Source organism: Bacillus sp. FSL K6-0069 (assembly GCF_038007785.1).
Taxonomy (GTDB): domain Bacteria; phylum Bacillota; class Bacilli; order Bacillales; family Bacillaceae_G; genus Bacillus_A; species Bacillus_A mobilis.
This window is the reverse complement of the sequence record NZ_JBBOXN010000001.1, coordinates 1,247,384-1,261,087: the sequence shown is the minus strand read 5'-3', so window position 1 is coordinate 1,261,087 and position 13,704 is coordinate 1,247,384. Positions and strand designations below refer to the sequence as shown.

The window sequence follows — 13,704 nt, the reverse complement described above, 5'->3', positions numbered from 1 at the left end:
TAACTATTATATAACAGATGTCATAATTTTCAATTGTTTTTACAACAGATTCAAAAAAGGGGCCAAATGACTCCTTTCACTCCCATTTTCTTTTATCCTGAAAAACGCTCTGCTGTCCGACTATTTTGTCTAACACAACAAACACAATATAAGCACATATTACTTGCAATACAACATTTCCAAATTTCATTAATTCAAATGAATGGATCCAGAGAAATAATTCATTTAATAATACAATCGAAACGATACTAAATAGTTCTATACTAATCGAAAATATACATATTTCTAAAATAGATTGCTCTTGAATACGATTTAAGTTGGAAAAAATGAATACATATCCTAAAAATAGAGCCATCAACTCTATTTTTGTCATGCTAATGAGCCAAGCGTATAGTGGTACAGTTAATAGAAGATATAGTATTTTCCGTCTTAGCATGCTTTCTCACCCTCTAAGTTATATGTATTTTCTGTATATTTTAACATTTATTACGTAAAACAAAAAGAAGAGACTTATGCCTCTTCTTTTTGTTTTGTTGCCTGTATTAATTCACATATTTCTTCTCGCTTTTCATTTTCTAACAGCTCAATAACTTTACTTCCAACGACTACTCCATCACATATTGTAATCATTTCTTCTACATGTTCCTTTGTTGAAATACCGAAACCTGCCACGACCGGTAAATGTGTATGTGATTTTACTTTTTCTAAGTAACTATGAATCTCACCTTTAAAGTTTTGACGTACTCCTGTTACGCCCGCTACTGTAACGGCGTAGACGAACCCTTCTGATTCACTCGTAATTTTTTCGATTCGCTCAATTGGGCTCGTTACTGTAACGAGTGGAATTAGCGCAATGTTTGCCTCTCGAAGTAACGGAGCAATAATATTTTGTTCTTCATACGGTAAATCCGGAACGATCATACCGTCTACCCCTGCTTCTATACAGTTTTCTATGAATCGTTCTTTTCCGAATGCGAGTACTGGATTTAAATATGTCATGAGTACAAATGGAATTTGTACTTCTTTCCTTACCTCTATTAATGCTTGAAAAATGCCTTTTACTGTTACACCGCTATCTAGCGCTCGTTTCCCTGCTCTTTGAATCGTTGGACCGTCTGCGACTGGATCTGAAAACGGAATACCGATTTCAACGATGCTTGCTCCTGCTTCGTCTAAAAAACGAATTCTTTCTTTTAATTTTTCAAGGCCACCATCTCCGCCCATTACGTACGGAATAAATGCTTTCTTACCATTTTCAAACGCTGCTGTAATTTTTTCTACTCCCATTTTTTACACCTCTTCCATATAACGTTTTATACTCTCTACATCTTTATCGCCGCGGCCAGATAAACAAATGACAAGTCCTTCTTCTTTCTTCATTTGCGGCGCTAATTTTAATGCATATGCGACAGCGTGCGAGCTTTCTAAAGCCGGAATAATCCCTTCTTTTTTCGTTAACAATTGAAATGCTTCTAACGCTTCATCATCAGTAATGGAATGATAAGAAACACGGCCAATATCTTTTAGCAAGCTATGTTCTGGGCCAACACCCGGGTAATCAAGTCCTGCTGAAATAGAATGCGCTTCTTGAATTTGTCCTTCTTCATTTTGCAGAAGGTACATCATCGATCCGTGCAAAACACCAACGCTTCCTTTCGTTAAAGTCGCTGCGTGCTTTTCTGTATGAACGCCTTTTCCAGCTGCTTCAACGCCGTAAAGAGCGACTTCTTCATCGTGTACGAACGGATAAAACATGCCCATCGCATTACTACCACCGCCAATACAAGCAACGACTGCCTCTGGCAATTTCCCTTCTAACGCTTCATATTGTTTTTTCGTTTCTTTCCCAATTACACTTTGGAAATCTCGAACAATTTGCGGGAATGGATGCGGTCCGAGAACAGATCCCATAATGTAGTGTGTATCATGCACATGTGAAACCCAGTAGCGAAGCGCCTCGTTTACCGCATCTTTTAATGTGCCGCTACCTGCTGCTACACTTTCTACTTTCGCTCCGAGTAATTCCATTCGGAACACATTTAATTTTTGACGCCTCACATCTTCTTCTCCCATAAAGATGACGCATTCTAATCCGAGTAGGGCACATACAGTAGCGGTTGCCACTCCGTGTTGCCCAGCCCCTGTTTCAGCGACAACTTTTTTCTTGCCCATTCGTACTGCAAGAAGTGCCTGACCGATTGTATTGTTAATTTTATGAGCTCCTGTATGGTTCAAATCTTCACGTTTTAAATAAATCTTTGCACCGCCGCAATACTTCGTCATATTTTCAGCGAAATAAAGCGGTGTTTCTCTTCCGACGTACGTTGTTAAATAATGATTTAATTCCTTTTGAAACACTTCATCTTGCATCGCTTCTTTATATGCTTCTTCTAGTTCTAATACAGATTGCATTAACGTTTCTGGAACGTATCGTCCCCCGTATATACCGTAGTGACCTTTTTCATCTGGATATGCGTAGTTCATTTGGAACACTCCTTCGCTTTTTTAATAAATTGTTTTATTTTCTTTAGATCTTTCTTTCCTTCTGTCTCTACTCCGCTACTTACATCGACCATGTACGGCTGAATAGTTCGAATCGCTTCTTCTATATTAAGAGCGTTTAATCCACCAGCTAATATCGTTTTCTCTCGCAACTCTTTTGGCATATGCACAAGTAGTTCCCATGAAAATTTCTTTCCATTTCCTCCGTGAAACTTTTCTTTCGGGCTATCAAACAATATATAATCCGTTTCATATGTTTGAGCGTTTTTCATATCGTCCTCTGAAGTTACTCCGAGCGATTTTATAGACGGAATATTCAATCTTCTGATTTGGTGATTATCTTCATCCCCATGTAGTTGCACATGCGTTAACCCGCATTCATCTGCAATTTTCTGGATCGCTTCTACTGATTCATTTACGAAAACACCGACCTTTAATACGTTTGCTGGAATCTCCTGAATGATTTCTTTCGCTAGCCCCGGGGTAATTTTTCGCTTACTTTCTGCAAAAACGAATCCGAGTGCATCAGCTCCGTATTCACAAGCACGTTTTGCTGTTTCAACATCAGTGATGCCGCAAATTTTCACTTTCATATATTCACCTTACAATCTTCAAAAAAGGTACGAATAGAAGATGATGTCATAAGTGCTTCTCCAACTAATACACCTTTCGCTCCAGCTCGTTTGACGCGAATAATATCTTCTTTTGAATGAATCCCGCTTTCACTAATCCAAAGTAATTTCTCCTCGTTTAATCGTTTTCCAAGCTTTTCTGTTTGGCTTAAATCGACTTCGAATGTTTTTAAATTACGGTTGTTAATACCGATAACGTGCGGGTTTAATTGGATCGCAATTTCTAATTCCTGTTCATCATGAACTTCAACAATTGCTTCTAATCCTTTTTCTAGTACGTAGCTGTACAACTCTTTTAACTTCTCTTTCGTTAACGCCGCTACGATTAGTAAAATAATATCTGCGCCAGCTTCATACGCTCTATCAATTTGAATCGTATCGATTATGAAATCTTTGCATAAAAGCGGAATGTTACTTTCTGCTCTTGCCGTTTGTAAATCATGAAACGATCCTTTAAAAAATTGACCGTCTGTTAAAATAGAAACTGCTCCTGCGCCGCAGTCTTCATATGTTTTTACTTGTTTTCGTACATCAACGTGTAAATTGATATCTCCTTTTGATGGTGATGCCCGCTTTACTTCTGCAATGACAGTAAACTGCTGTAATGCTTCTACAAGTGAATGTGTCTTTCTACTTCCTTCTAATGGTGTATATGTTTCATATAATGTCGCAACTTCCTTTTTCTTTTGGTCTACAATTTTGTCTAAAATCGTCCCCACTTTAATTCACCCTTTCTAATTTTTCATGACTTGCTGCAATTAATAAGTTTAGTTTGGCTAATGCTTTTCCTGAGTCAATACTATGTGCCGCTAGTGTAATTCCTTCTTCAATCGTTTCCGCTTTTCCATTTGCGAAAAGAGCTAGACCTGCATTGAATAAAACAGTATCGCGGTAAACACTCTTTTCTCCGCTTAACACCCCGAGCGTAATCTTTGCATTTTCTTTCGAATCTCCGCCTCTAATCTCTTCATTTTTCACTATTGAAAAACCATACTTCTCAGGTTCAATACTCGTTTCTACTATTTCATTATCTTTTAAAATGACAACACGATTTTCGCCTTGCAATGATGCTTCATCTAGAAATCCACTTCCGTTTACGACAAGCGCTTGTTTTCTGCCTAGTTTCTGTAATACTTGCGCAACTGGGAGTAACATATCTCGTTTATAAATGCCGACAAATTGTGTTTCTAAATTCACCGGATTTGTTAAAGGACCAATTAAGTTAAAAATCGTTGGCACGTTTAATTCTTTTCTTATTTTCATAATGCGCCTTAATGCTGGATGCATCGCTGGTGCGAATAAAAATGCGATCCCGACATGCTCTAATAAATAGTCAATTTCGTTTGGCGTACTGCTAATATTTACACCGAGTTCTTCTAATAAATCTGCACTTCCCGTTTTACTAGAAACAGCTCGGTTACCGTGTTTTGCAACCTTTACGCCAGCTCCTGCCAGTACAAATGCCGATGTTGTACTAATATTAAATGTTTGGGCACCGTCACCACCTGTCCCGCAATTGTCCATCGCTCCTTGTATATGGTTCGAAAACGGTAATGCCTTTTCACGAAGAGCTCGAACGAGGCCGTATATTTCTTCTGCTGTTTCACCTTTCGCTTTCAGTAGTACCAAGAAAGCTGCAATTTCACTTTCCAATATGTTTTCATTTAATAACAGAAGCCCTGCTCTATACATTTCCTCTTCGGTTAAATGTTGTCCCTCCACTAATTTACGAAGATAGTTATTCATACTCTTTCCTCCTCTTTCACTTCTGTTAAAAAGGCACGTATTAACTTTCCGCCTTCTTCTGTTGCGATTGATTCCGGATGAAACTGTAATCCAAATAGCGGATAATAATTGTGACGAACTGCCATAATTTCTCCGTCATCCATCGCTGTCGCTAGTATGTCAAAACACTGTGGCAAATTCGTTTGCGCTGCAACAAGGGAATGGTAGCGCATCGCTGTTAACGGCTGGGTAACGTATGAAAAAATTGACGTTCCGTTATGTTTCACACGAGAGGTTTTTCCGTGTTTAATGCGATCCGCTCGAACAATTTCTCCTCCAAATGCTGATATAATCGCCTGATGGCCAAGGCAAATACCTAATATGGGAACGTTCTTATAAAAATGACGAATCACTTCGATACAAATACCAGCATCCTCTGGTTTTCCTGGTCCTGGTGAAAGCACAATTCCTGTTGGATTCATCCCTTCTAACTGTTCTATCGTTATTTGATCATTCCTTACGACAACAATATCTTCTTCATATTCACCTAACAGTTGATACAAGTTATATGTGAATGAATCATAATTATCAATCAGTACAATCATTTCATTACCTCCAATAGTGCTCTCGCTTTATTTAACGTTTCTTCATATTCAGCTACTGGGTCTGAATCATAAACAATTCCCGCTCCTGCCTGAACGTATGCTTTCTCATCCTTGACGACCATCGTTCGAATCGCAAGCGCCATATCAAGATTCCCTGAAAAACTAACGTATCCAACTGCACCCGCGTACACATTTCTTTTTTCATTCTCTAGCCCATTTATAATTTCCATCGCTCTAATTTTCGGAGCGCCTGACACTGTTCCTGCTGGTAGACAATACGCTAATGCATCAAATCCACTCATCTGTTTTCGCAATGTTCCGTAAACTTCAGATACAATGTGCATGACGTGGGAGTATTTCTCTACTTTCATATATTTATCTATCGTAACTGAGCCAATTTCACTCACTCTTCCTATATCATTTCTTCCAAGATCCACAAGCATCATATGCTCCGCTCGTTCTTTCTCATTTTCTAACAGTTCTTTTTCAATTTCCGCATCTTCCTGCTTCGTTTTCCCTCTCGGCCTCGTACCCGCAATTGGGTTCGTCATTATTTTATTCTCTCTTACCGATAACAAACTTTCCGGCGAAGAACCGAGTACAACATAATCTTGAAAATCGATATAGAACATATATGGTGACGGATTTGCAATTCGAAGTTTTCGGTATAAGGCGAAAGGATCACCAATACATTCACTTTGCAAACGCTGAGATAATACAACTTGGAATATGTCCCCGGCTCGAATGTATTCCTTCGCCGTTTCTACCATCGCGCAAAATTCTTTTTCTGTTATAGAAGAAGTGAATGATAATGTTGATATTATTTCAGTTACTTCCGCTTCTTCTCCCCTCAGTACTTCCTCTTTGTATACTTGCAATCTTTCATATACTTCTTCATAAGAAGCTGCATCTTCTTCCCTGCATACATATACAAAAGATAATTTTTGGCGTAAATGGTCATACACGATAAACTCACGGTACAGTAAAAGGTGTACTTCTGGAATATTTAATGGATCGTGTAAATCTGCTCCAATGTTTTCATATTGCCGGATGACATCGTAGCCAATATAACCAACTGCTCCCCCGCAAAACGGGAATGGACTGTCTACTTGAGCTGACCGGATTTCTTTTTCTAACACTTGTAGTACGTTACCTTGCAGTTTTTCTATTTGGCCGTAAATCGTTCGTTCTACTTCCGTACCAATACTTTTCACTTCGCCATATGGATTACACCCTAAGTAAGAATAGCGTCCTTTATCTTGATGAAGCTGGGAGCTTTCTAATAAAAACTTTTTCTTTCCCTTCATACGTCTATATAAAGAAATTGGCGTAATGCTATCTCCTTCTTCTTCGGTAATTACTAAAAATGTTTTTTCTTCTCTTTTTCGTTTCATAAATTCTTCTTTCGTCATCATGTCCTTCACCTCACCCTGAAAAATAAAAAAAGTCCTCTACATATCGAAAATATGTAGAGGACGATAAATTTACCGTGGTACCACCTCATGTTGGATGCAAAAGCATCCCGCTTTGTTCAGGTACAAAATATATACCTTATCCTTGTAACGGCGGAACCCGGGTTGCCTACTGAAAATAATTGTTCAGCATACCTCTCGTAAGCCCATTCCGTATATGGCACCGCACCGGGCTCCCACCTATCCCCGGCTCTCTGTAACGTCTCCAATATACGTACTCTTCTTACTTCAACGATTTCATTTATTTAATTTTTTGTACACAAAAAGGGAGTACTCATCCTATAAAAAGGACGGGTACTCCCGTGGTGCCACCTTAATTCGTTACAAATGTAACGCACTTTACCGTATCAAAAACAATACGTGTCTCTTGTATCGATGAGATCATGTCGCCAAAGCCTACTTCTTTCGTTTCGGTTTGGAAGCTCCGAAGCCCATTCCACATCAATCCCATACTGATTCGCACCAACCATCAGCTCTCTGACATGTTCATCATGTGTACTCTTCTTCATCAACGCTTGCATTTTTTTAAGTTGCACTCATTATAGACCTAACTTTTTTCATAAGTCAATACTTTTAAAAGAATTTTATTTTTCTCTCCTTTCAATATTATATTGACAAAACAACCTCTTTTTATGTAAATATAATAAATACTCTATTAAAAATAAGGTTTTTTTGTATGAATATTATATATTAAAAAAGTAAAATGATGTCAAAAAACGCTTACATTTCTGAAAATTCGTATTTCTGTATGGATTTTTCAGAATAATCATGATAGATTATAAATATGCATAACGCATCAAAAGACATGACAAAAGGAAGGGGAACTTCATGAGTACGCAGATGTTAACTTTAACTTCTATCTCTATTTACATGCTCGGGATGTTAGTAATTGGCTATTTCGCCTATAAACGAACGTCCAACTTAACAGATTATATGCTTGGCGGGCGTACACTAGGCCCCGCAGTAACAGCATTAAGTGCTGGAGCATCCGATATGAGTGGTTGGCTTTTAATGGGATTACCCGGTGCAATGTTTAGCGTTGGATTAAGTAGTAGTTGGATTGCGATCGGCCTAACACTAGGCGCATACGCAAACTGGCTTTATGTCGCTCCTCGCTTACGTACCTACTCTGAAATTGCAAACAACTCTATTACTATCCCAGAATTTTTGGAACACCGCTTCCAAGACCAATCTCACATGCTACGCTTAGTATCCGGACTTGTTATTATGATTTTCTTTACTTTTTATGTAGCTTCAGGATTAGTTTCAGGCGCTGTATTATTTGAAAATTCATTTGGTATGAACTACCACGTTGGATTATTCATTGTTGCAGGCGTTGTTGTCGCTTACACATTATTTGGTGGTTTCTTAGCAGTAAGTTGGACAGACTTCGTACAAGGAATCATTATGGTAATTGCTCTTATTCTTGTTCCTATCGTAACAATTATGAATTCGAACGGACTTGGACCTGCATTTGATACAATTCAATCTGTAGATCCAACACGTTTAGATATTTTTAAAGGAGCCTCTACTTTAGGAATGATTTCTTTATTTGCATGGGGCCTTGGTTATGTTGGACAACCTCATATTATCGTACGCTTTATGGCAATTTCTTCTGTAAAAGAGATTAAAAGCGCACGAAGAATTGGTATGAGCTGGATGATTTTCTCTGTTGTCGGAGCTATGTTTACTGGCCTTATCGGTATTGCTTACTACTCACAACAAGAGTTAACATTATCTAACCCAGAAACAATTTTCCTTGAGCTTGGAAAGATTTTATTCCATCCACTTATTACTGGATTTTTATTAGCAGCTATTTTAGCAGCGATTATGAGTACAATTTCATCTCAATTACTTGTTACTTCTAGTGCTATAACAGAAGATTTATATCGTACATTCTTTAAACGTTCTGCTTCTGATAAAGAACTTGTATTCGTCGGTCGTATGGCTGTACTTGTTATTGCATTAGTTGGGTGCGCTTTAGCGTTTAAACAAAATGATACGATTTTAGCTCTTGTTGGATACGCTTGGGCTGGATTTGGTTCTTCATTCGGACCTGCTATTTTATTAAGCTTATATTGGAAACGTATGACGAAGTGGGGCGCACTTGCTGGTATGATTTCTGGTGCCGCTACAGTAATTATTTGGACTCAATTCGAATTCTTAAAAGAATTCTTATATGAAATGATTCCTGGTTTCACTATTAGTTTACTAGTAATCGTAATCGTTAGTTTACTAACACAACCTTCAAAAGAAGTTGAAGAGCAATTTGAGGATTTCGAAAAACAACATAGTCATAATCTATAAAGGAACAGCTCTGCTATCGTAACAGCAGAGCTTTCTTTATATCAAAGTTCGACAATCTTCTGCTCGAATTTAACAATTTCTTTATGTTTCGTTAAATTAAACATAACACTAATCCTTTATAGTAGTACTATCAGCACTTATACAGAAAGGGGACTCCAACATGTTAGCAGCTTTCCAGCAACAACAAACACGAAAATTTTCACCTATCACAAATACTTCTGCGTCTTGTTTAAACATACAACCTAATCCACCAAAAATTACAATTGCTCCTTCTGTTATTTCAGTCATTGGTGTTCATATGGAAAAAAATAAGTTGAAAGTAAGAACTGGACAAAGCACTGAGTTATCAGCTTCTGTTTTGCCAGTGCAAGCAACGAATACAGAACTTATTTGGACAAATATGAATGCTGATGTTATCACAATATATCCAAAAGGTGATACGGTAACGATTACTGGAAAAAGTGCCGGAAGAGCAGTCGTAATTGTCACAACTGCTGAAGGAAAGTTCCGTGACCTATGCATGATTCATGTACAACCTTATATGACAAATCCAAAGTAAAAGAGTGGCTACATAGCCACTCTTTTACTTTGTTTCAATGTATGAATTTTTACTTGTAACGAGATTGATGAATTGCTCTTTATCTTTAGGAGAAATAATTTCTGTTTGATGTGATCCATAAATAATTTCAAGTCGATCAAATGATAAGGCATGAGCTGCTACTGGATTTTTCGTATTTGAAATTTGTTGTATATCTCGTATAAAGTGAAACTTTAATCAGTGGGGTTTTCTTCATCCCCCACTGATTATTAGTTGAACCAATCGGACTTTTATGGGCAGTTGATCCCCCGCCTAACTTCTTCGCTTTCGCTGAATTTTGAGGTGGGGGTCTTACTGCCCATTAAAGCGGGATAAATATGCGCTTTTTAACGAAACCGGATTTAATCGTAATTGTTTCTTCTCCGACGATATATCTTGTCGAAAACCAACTCCAAATAAATAATATGGCTAATGGAATTGTAAAAAATAAAAGAAAATACTCTCTCCCTGCAAATAAGGGAGCAAAACACGCTCCAATGACAACGAAAAAAATCGGATATAACCATACATCTTTTTTTGATGGAAATTCCATTACACTTCCCCTCTCTTGATTTAAGTCAATGATTCTCCTCCTCTTCCCTTTTACAATGAAAACAACATTAGAATAGGAGGACGTATTATGACTGAACGAAAGTATGCTTTATTTGCTGGCTTTTCTCTTCTTGTTATGGCATTCATTGCATTTTTTTCTTACGGCTTTGTTCATGAAAATCTCGTTGTACAAGAGGACATGAGCGCGACATTCCATAATATCCAAACTTCACATTCGCTTTTCAAAGCGGAAATCTTCGGTTGGATTATCATTTTTATTACTGATATTATCGCCGCGTGGGCTCTTTATTTCTTTCTAAAACCGATTCATACTAGCCTCTCATTACTAGCTGCCTTGCTTCGTCTTATGTATACAGCGATACTTGGAATCGCCATATTCAATCTAATATTGGCATTGCTACTTTCAAAAAGTACGATTGCGAATCCAGAAACATATGTGATGTTGTCTCTCAGTGCATTCGAATACATTTGGTCTGTAGGGCTAATCATTTTCGGTTTACATCTTTTCGTTTTAGGTTATGTAGCTTTCCTATCTAAACATATACCGAAATGGATTAGTATACTACTATTCTTCGCGTCTATCGGTTATATCGTCATTCACGTCATGAATACGATGTTTTCACAATACGATACGGTGATTTCAATCATACAAACACTGTTCCAATTGCCAATGATTGCAGGTGAACTCGGATTTAGTATATGGCTATTGATTAGAGGTGGAAAAAACACTACTGTTTGAGTCTTTTCTTAATTCTGCTTAATGATTCTGGCGTAATACCTAGATAACTTGCCAATTGATATTGAGGAACACGATTGATTAAATGAGGTCGTTTTTGTAATAATGATTTGTAGCGCTCTTCTGGTGTCGATGCAATAAATAAGGAAAGTTCTTCTTGTACCTCACCGAAGTTATATTCAATCATTTGCCGTGTCATTTCTTCTAATTGTGAATATTTCTTATACATGTCCTTTTCACTATGCAGGTCGCCAACTACAACTAGACAATCTTCTAAACACGTTAACGTATGCGAGGATGATTTATCTTGTTTATGATGATTAAAATTTACGATTGCTTGTTCTTCTGTATAAAAATTTGATGTAACCTCTTTCCCTGTTTCATCTATACAATGTTGCCTAATGCATCCCTTTAATACAAAATAACATTTCGAAGGGACATCTCCTTGCCTTAGGAGCACTGTTCCTTTTTTATATTTTTCAATTTGTAATTCACTGAGGATCATGTGTTGCTCTTCTTCACTTAGTGTTGTAAGTTTCTGCATATACTTCTTTAATATTTCTTCCATTTCCCTCCCCCTTCTTCCTCTGTATTTCTATAAAACAAAAAGAGAAGTATCACAACTTCTCTTTTCTCCTCTAACATTATAATTCCTGTGTATACGCCGGCTCGTTTACTACATTTTTTGCTGTTCGTTTTTGTTGCTGTAGTAAGAAAACAGATACACCAAACAATACGAGCATGCTACCGATAATTTGCATTACATTTAGTCTTTCACCGAGTAAGAAGAACGCTAGTATAGATGCTCCAACGGGTTCTCCTAAAATACTCATTGAAATTGTTGTTGCATTTACGTAGTTTAATAACCAATTATTAATGACGTGTGACACTGTCGGAACAACCGCAAGTAAAAGAAAAACGGTCCAATCCCACTTCGTATAACCTGTAAAAGGCACTTGCAACACTATATTATAAATCCCCATAAAAATACCTGCGAATGCAAAAACTGTAAAGCTGTAAATCCAGTGTGATACTTTCTTTACTGTCGTTTGCCCGATAAATAAATAACCGACAACCGCTATTACACTTAAAAAGGATAATATATCTCCATAAATTGCTTGTTCACTTAGCCCTAAATCTCCCCAACCAATACACATTACGCCTAATATCGCAATTCCCATTGTTGCAATAGCTGAGTATGTTGTTCTTTCTTTAAATAAGAAAAAACCTCCAACTAAAGATAAGATTGGTTGAAGCGCTAAAATAATCGTCGAACTAGCAACTGTCGTATGCTTTAAAGATTCAAACCATAATAGAAAATGAAGTGCTAAAAAGAAACCAGATCCAATTAAAAATCCCCAATCTTTTAGTTGAATCTTACTAAATTCTTCTCGCTTTTTCCAAACGATAGGCAGCATAATAAGTACGATAATCCATAATCGGTACATACTTAATATGGAAGATGGTGCTGAGGACATCTTTACAAAAACTGCTGCGAATGAAATGGCTATAATGGAAATGGCTAATGGTAGTGCGATTGATCTTTCTTGTTTCAAATTCCGTCTCCCCTCTCACCTGTCAAAAATCCCACTTCATTATATCCGTTTTCTTTCATAACTTAAATACTAATTTTTTAGATTCTTCGTACCATTATGGTAAAATAGAAACGAAAGCACCTATTAGTGAATATTTCTTGCTTTTTCACTACAAGCGTCGCTCTTACAATCATTACAGTAAATTTTTATTTAGGGGGATCTACATGAATCAAACAATCGGGAGAATTGAAGAAATTTCATTTTATAGTGCATCACTTCAAGAAGATGTTACACTTCTCGTTTACTTACCGGTAAATTACACACCACTGCACAAACATACAGTTGTAATTGCACAAGATGGTAGAGATTATTTTCAGCTTGGTAAAGCGCACCGTGTAATTGAGCGCCTTCGTGAAACTGAAGAAATTGACCGTACAATTATTGTCGGTATTCCATATAAAAATGTACACGATCGTAAAGAAAAATATTTCCCAAATGACGTGAAAAACGCTGCGTATATTCGTTTCCTTGCTCATGAACTTGCACCATATATCGATGAAAATTATCCAACGTACCAAATGGGAAAAGGTCGTGTGTTAATTGGTGATTCTCTTGGCGGAACAGTTTCCTTCATGACCGCACTTATGTATCCGCATACATTCGGTAAAGTCGTTATGCAATCACCATTTGTGGATGAAACAGTGATGAACTTAGCAAAAGACTTCAAAAACCCGGAGGCGCTAGACCTTTATCACGTTATTGGGACAGAAGAAACAGCTGTAAAGCGCACGGATGGACAAGTATCTGATTTCGTAGGGCCGAACCGTGAGCTCAATACGCTTCTGACAGATAGAAATTTCATCACGCATTACGAGGAGTTTGAAGGTAACCACACGTGGAAATATTGGCAAACTGATTTACCAAAAGCTTTCTCTCATATTCTATCAATGAAATAATAGAGAGCAGTATTCAGAATAATTTGATATAATAGATAGAGAGATTTGTTTTTCTCAAAATCTAACTAGACTTACAAAGGGAGG

At 37.4% G+C, this 13,704-nt stretch carries 14 protein-coding genes, 2 pseudogenes and 2 other annotated features; of the genes and pseudogenes, 4 read left to right on the top strand and 12 right to left on the bottom strand.

Annotated features, from left to right (window positions below):
• Positions 1 to 76 precede the first annotated feature (76 nt).
• From MHB74_RS06470 to trpE, 8 genes are all read right to left on the bottom strand, one after another.
• A complete protein-coding gene (locus MHB74_RS06470) occupies positions 77 to 436 on the bottom strand; it encodes a DUF4029 domain-containing protein (RefSeq protein ID WP_061678773.1) in 360 nt (119 codons plus the stop codon).
• Between the two features lie 74 nt (positions 437 to 510).
• Positions 511 to 1,287 (bottom strand): tryptophan synthase subunit alpha, encoded by a 777-nt coding sequence (gene trpA, locus MHB74_RS06465; RefSeq protein WP_061678772.1) that lies wholly within the window; start codon positions 1,285 to 1,287, stop codon positions 511 to 513.
• A gap of 3 nt (positions 1,288 to 1,290) precedes the next feature.
• The gene (trpB, locus tag MHB74_RS06460) at positions 1,291 to 2,484 is read right to left on the bottom strand and encodes a tryptophan synthase subunit beta (RefSeq protein WP_061678771.1); all 1,194 of its coding nucleotides are present in this window, start codon (positions 2,482 to 2,484) and stop codon (positions 1,291 to 1,293) included.
• Positions 2,481 to 3,095: a phosphoribosylanthranilate isomerase gene (locus MHB74_RS06455; protein WP_061678770.1), complete on the bottom strand. Its 615-nt coding sequence runs from the start codon at positions 3,093 to 3,095 to the stop codon at positions 2,481 to 2,483. Before MHB74_RS06455 ends, trpB begins: the two co-directional genes overlap by 4 nt.
• Entirely contained in the window at positions 3,092 to 3,853 is a 762-nt protein-coding gene (trpC, locus tag MHB74_RS06450) for an indole-3-glycerol phosphate synthase TrpC (RefSeq protein ID WP_061678769.1), read from the bottom strand. Before trpC ends, MHB74_RS06455 begins: the two co-directional genes overlap by 4 nt.
• Position 3,854: 1 nt before the next feature.
• On the bottom strand, positions 3,855 to 4,880 hold the full coding sequence (gene trpD / locus MHB74_RS06445; protein WP_061678768.1) for an anthranilate phosphoribosyltransferase: 1,026 nt from the start codon (positions 4,878 to 4,880) through the stop codon (positions 3,855 to 3,857).
• On the bottom strand, positions 4,877 to 5,464 hold the full coding sequence (locus MHB74_RS06440) for an aminodeoxychorismate/anthranilate synthase component II (protein ID WP_061678767.1): 588 nt from the start codon (positions 5,462 to 5,464) through the stop codon (positions 4,877 to 4,879). The genes trpD and MHB74_RS06440 overlap by 4 nt, the downstream gene beginning before the upstream one ends.
• Positions 5,461 to 6,879, bottom strand: coding sequence for an anthranilate synthase component I (gene trpE / locus MHB74_RS06435; RefSeq protein ID WP_061678766.1), 1,419 nt, complete (start codon positions 6,877 to 6,879; stop codon positions 5,461 to 5,463). Before trpE ends, MHB74_RS06440 begins: the two co-directional genes overlap by 4 nt.
• Positions 6,880 to 6,932: 53 nt before the next feature.
• Positions 6,933 to 7,177: a binding site (T-box leader), on the bottom strand.
• A 42-nt stretch (positions 7,178 to 7,219) separates the two neighbouring features.
• Positions 7,220 to 7,457, bottom strand: a binding site (T-box leader).
• A 307-nt stretch (positions 7,458 to 7,764) separates the two neighbouring features.
• On the opposite strand from trpE, the gene putP reads away from it, so the two are divergent.
• Entirely contained in the window at positions 7,765 to 9,243 is a 1,479-nt protein-coding gene (gene putP, locus MHB74_RS06430; protein ID WP_061678765.1) for a sodium/proline symporter PutP, read from the top strand.
• A 160-nt stretch (positions 9,244 to 9,403) separates the two neighbouring features.
• Positions 9,404 to 9,802: an Ig-like domain-containing protein gene (locus tag MHB74_RS06425; RefSeq protein ID WP_061678764.1), complete on the top strand. Its 399-nt coding sequence runs from the start codon at positions 9,404 to 9,406 to the stop codon at positions 9,800 to 9,802.
• Positions 9,803 to 9,826: 24 nt separating this feature from the next.
• Here the strand turns inward: MHB74_RS06425 and MHB74_RS06420 are convergent.
• A pseudogene (locus tag MHB74_RS06420) lies at positions 9,827 to 10,006 on the bottom strand (PH domain-containing protein); the annotation flags it as partial.
• A gap of 151 nt (positions 10,007 to 10,157) precedes the next feature.
• Positions 10,158 to 10,373: pseudogene (locus MHB74_RS06415) on the bottom strand (PH domain-containing protein); the annotation flags it as partial.
• 87 nt (positions 10,374 to 10,460) lie between these two features.
• Here MHB74_RS06415 and MHB74_RS06410 point away from each other — a divergent pair.
• Entirely contained in the window at positions 10,461 to 11,132 is a 672-nt protein-coding gene (locus MHB74_RS06410) for a DUF4386 domain-containing protein (RefSeq protein WP_061678763.1), read from the top strand.
• On the opposite strand, the gene MHB74_RS06405 is transcribed toward MHB74_RS06410, so the two are convergent.
• Together MHB74_RS06405 and MHB74_RS06400 are read right to left on the bottom strand one after the other, a co-directional pair.
• Positions 11,122 to 11,697 (bottom strand): Crp/Fnr family transcriptional regulator, encoded by a 576-nt coding sequence (locus MHB74_RS06405; protein ID WP_061678762.1) that lies wholly within the window; start codon positions 11,695 to 11,697, stop codon positions 11,122 to 11,124. The two genes, MHB74_RS06410 and MHB74_RS06405, sit on opposite strands and share 11 nt — an antisense overlap.
• 76 nt (positions 11,698 to 11,773) lie before the next feature.
• The gene (locus MHB74_RS06400; RefSeq protein ID WP_061678761.1) at positions 11,774 to 12,685 is read right to left on the bottom strand and encodes a DMT family transporter; all 912 of its coding nucleotides are present in this window, start codon (positions 12,683 to 12,685) and stop codon (positions 11,774 to 11,776) included.
• A gap of 203 nt (positions 12,686 to 12,888) precedes the next feature.
• Here MHB74_RS06400 and MHB74_RS06395 point away from each other — a divergent pair, with 203 nt between their 5' ends.
• Positions 12,889 to 13,620, top strand: coding sequence for an alpha/beta hydrolase (locus MHB74_RS06395; RefSeq protein WP_061678760.1), 732 nt, complete (start codon positions 12,889 to 12,891; stop codon positions 13,618 to 13,620).
• The last annotated feature ends 84 nt before the right edge of the window (positions 13,621 to 13,704 follow it).

What these genes read in the sequence shown, in the direction of transcription:
- trpA (WP_061678772.1), bottom strand. Translation starts at nt 1,287, where the DNA reads ATGGGAGTAGAAAAAATTACAGCAGCGTTTGAAAATGGTAAGAAAGCA.
- trpE (WP_061678766.1), bottom strand. Translation starts at nt 6,879, where the DNA reads ATGATGACGAAAGAAGAATTTATGAAACGAAAAAGAGAAGAAAAAACA.
- putP (WP_061678765.1), top strand. Translation starts at nt 7,765, where the DNA reads ATGAGTACGCAGATGTTAACTTTAACTTCTATCTCTATTTACATGCTC.
- MHB74_RS06440 (WP_061678767.1), bottom strand. Translation starts at nt 5,464, where the DNA reads ATGATTGTACTGATTGATAATTATGATTCATTCACATATAACTTGTAT.
- MHB74_RS06395 (WP_061678760.1), top strand. Translation starts at nt 12,889, where the DNA reads ATGAATCAAACAATCGGGAGAATTGAAGAAATTTCATTTTATAGTGCA.
- MHB74_RS06405 (WP_061678762.1), bottom strand. Translation starts at nt 11,697, where the DNA reads ATGGAAGAAATATTAAAGAAGTATATGCAGAAACTTACAACACTAAGT.
- trpD (WP_061678768.1), bottom strand. Translation starts at nt 4,880, where the DNA reads ATGAATAACTATCTTCGTAAATTAGTGGAGGGACAACATTTAACCGAA.
- MHB74_RS06425 (WP_061678764.1), top strand. Translation starts at nt 9,404, where the DNA reads ATGTTAGCAGCTTTCCAGCAACAACAAACACGAAAATTTTCACCTATC.
- MHB74_RS06470 (WP_061678773.1), bottom strand. Translation starts at nt 436, where the DNA reads ATGCTAAGACGGAAAATACTATATCTTCTATTAACTGTACCACTATAC.
- trpB (WP_061678771.1), bottom strand. Translation starts at nt 2,484, where the DNA reads ATGAACTACGCATATCCAGATGAAAAAGGTCACTACGGTATATACGGG.
- MHB74_RS06455 (WP_061678770.1), bottom strand. Translation starts at nt 3,095, where the DNA reads ATGAAAGTGAAAATTTGCGGCATCACTGATGTTGAAACAGCAAAACGT.
- MHB74_RS06410 (WP_061678763.1), top strand. Translation starts at nt 10,461, where the DNA reads ATGACTGAACGAAAGTATGCTTTATTTGCTGGCTTTTCTCTTCTTGTT.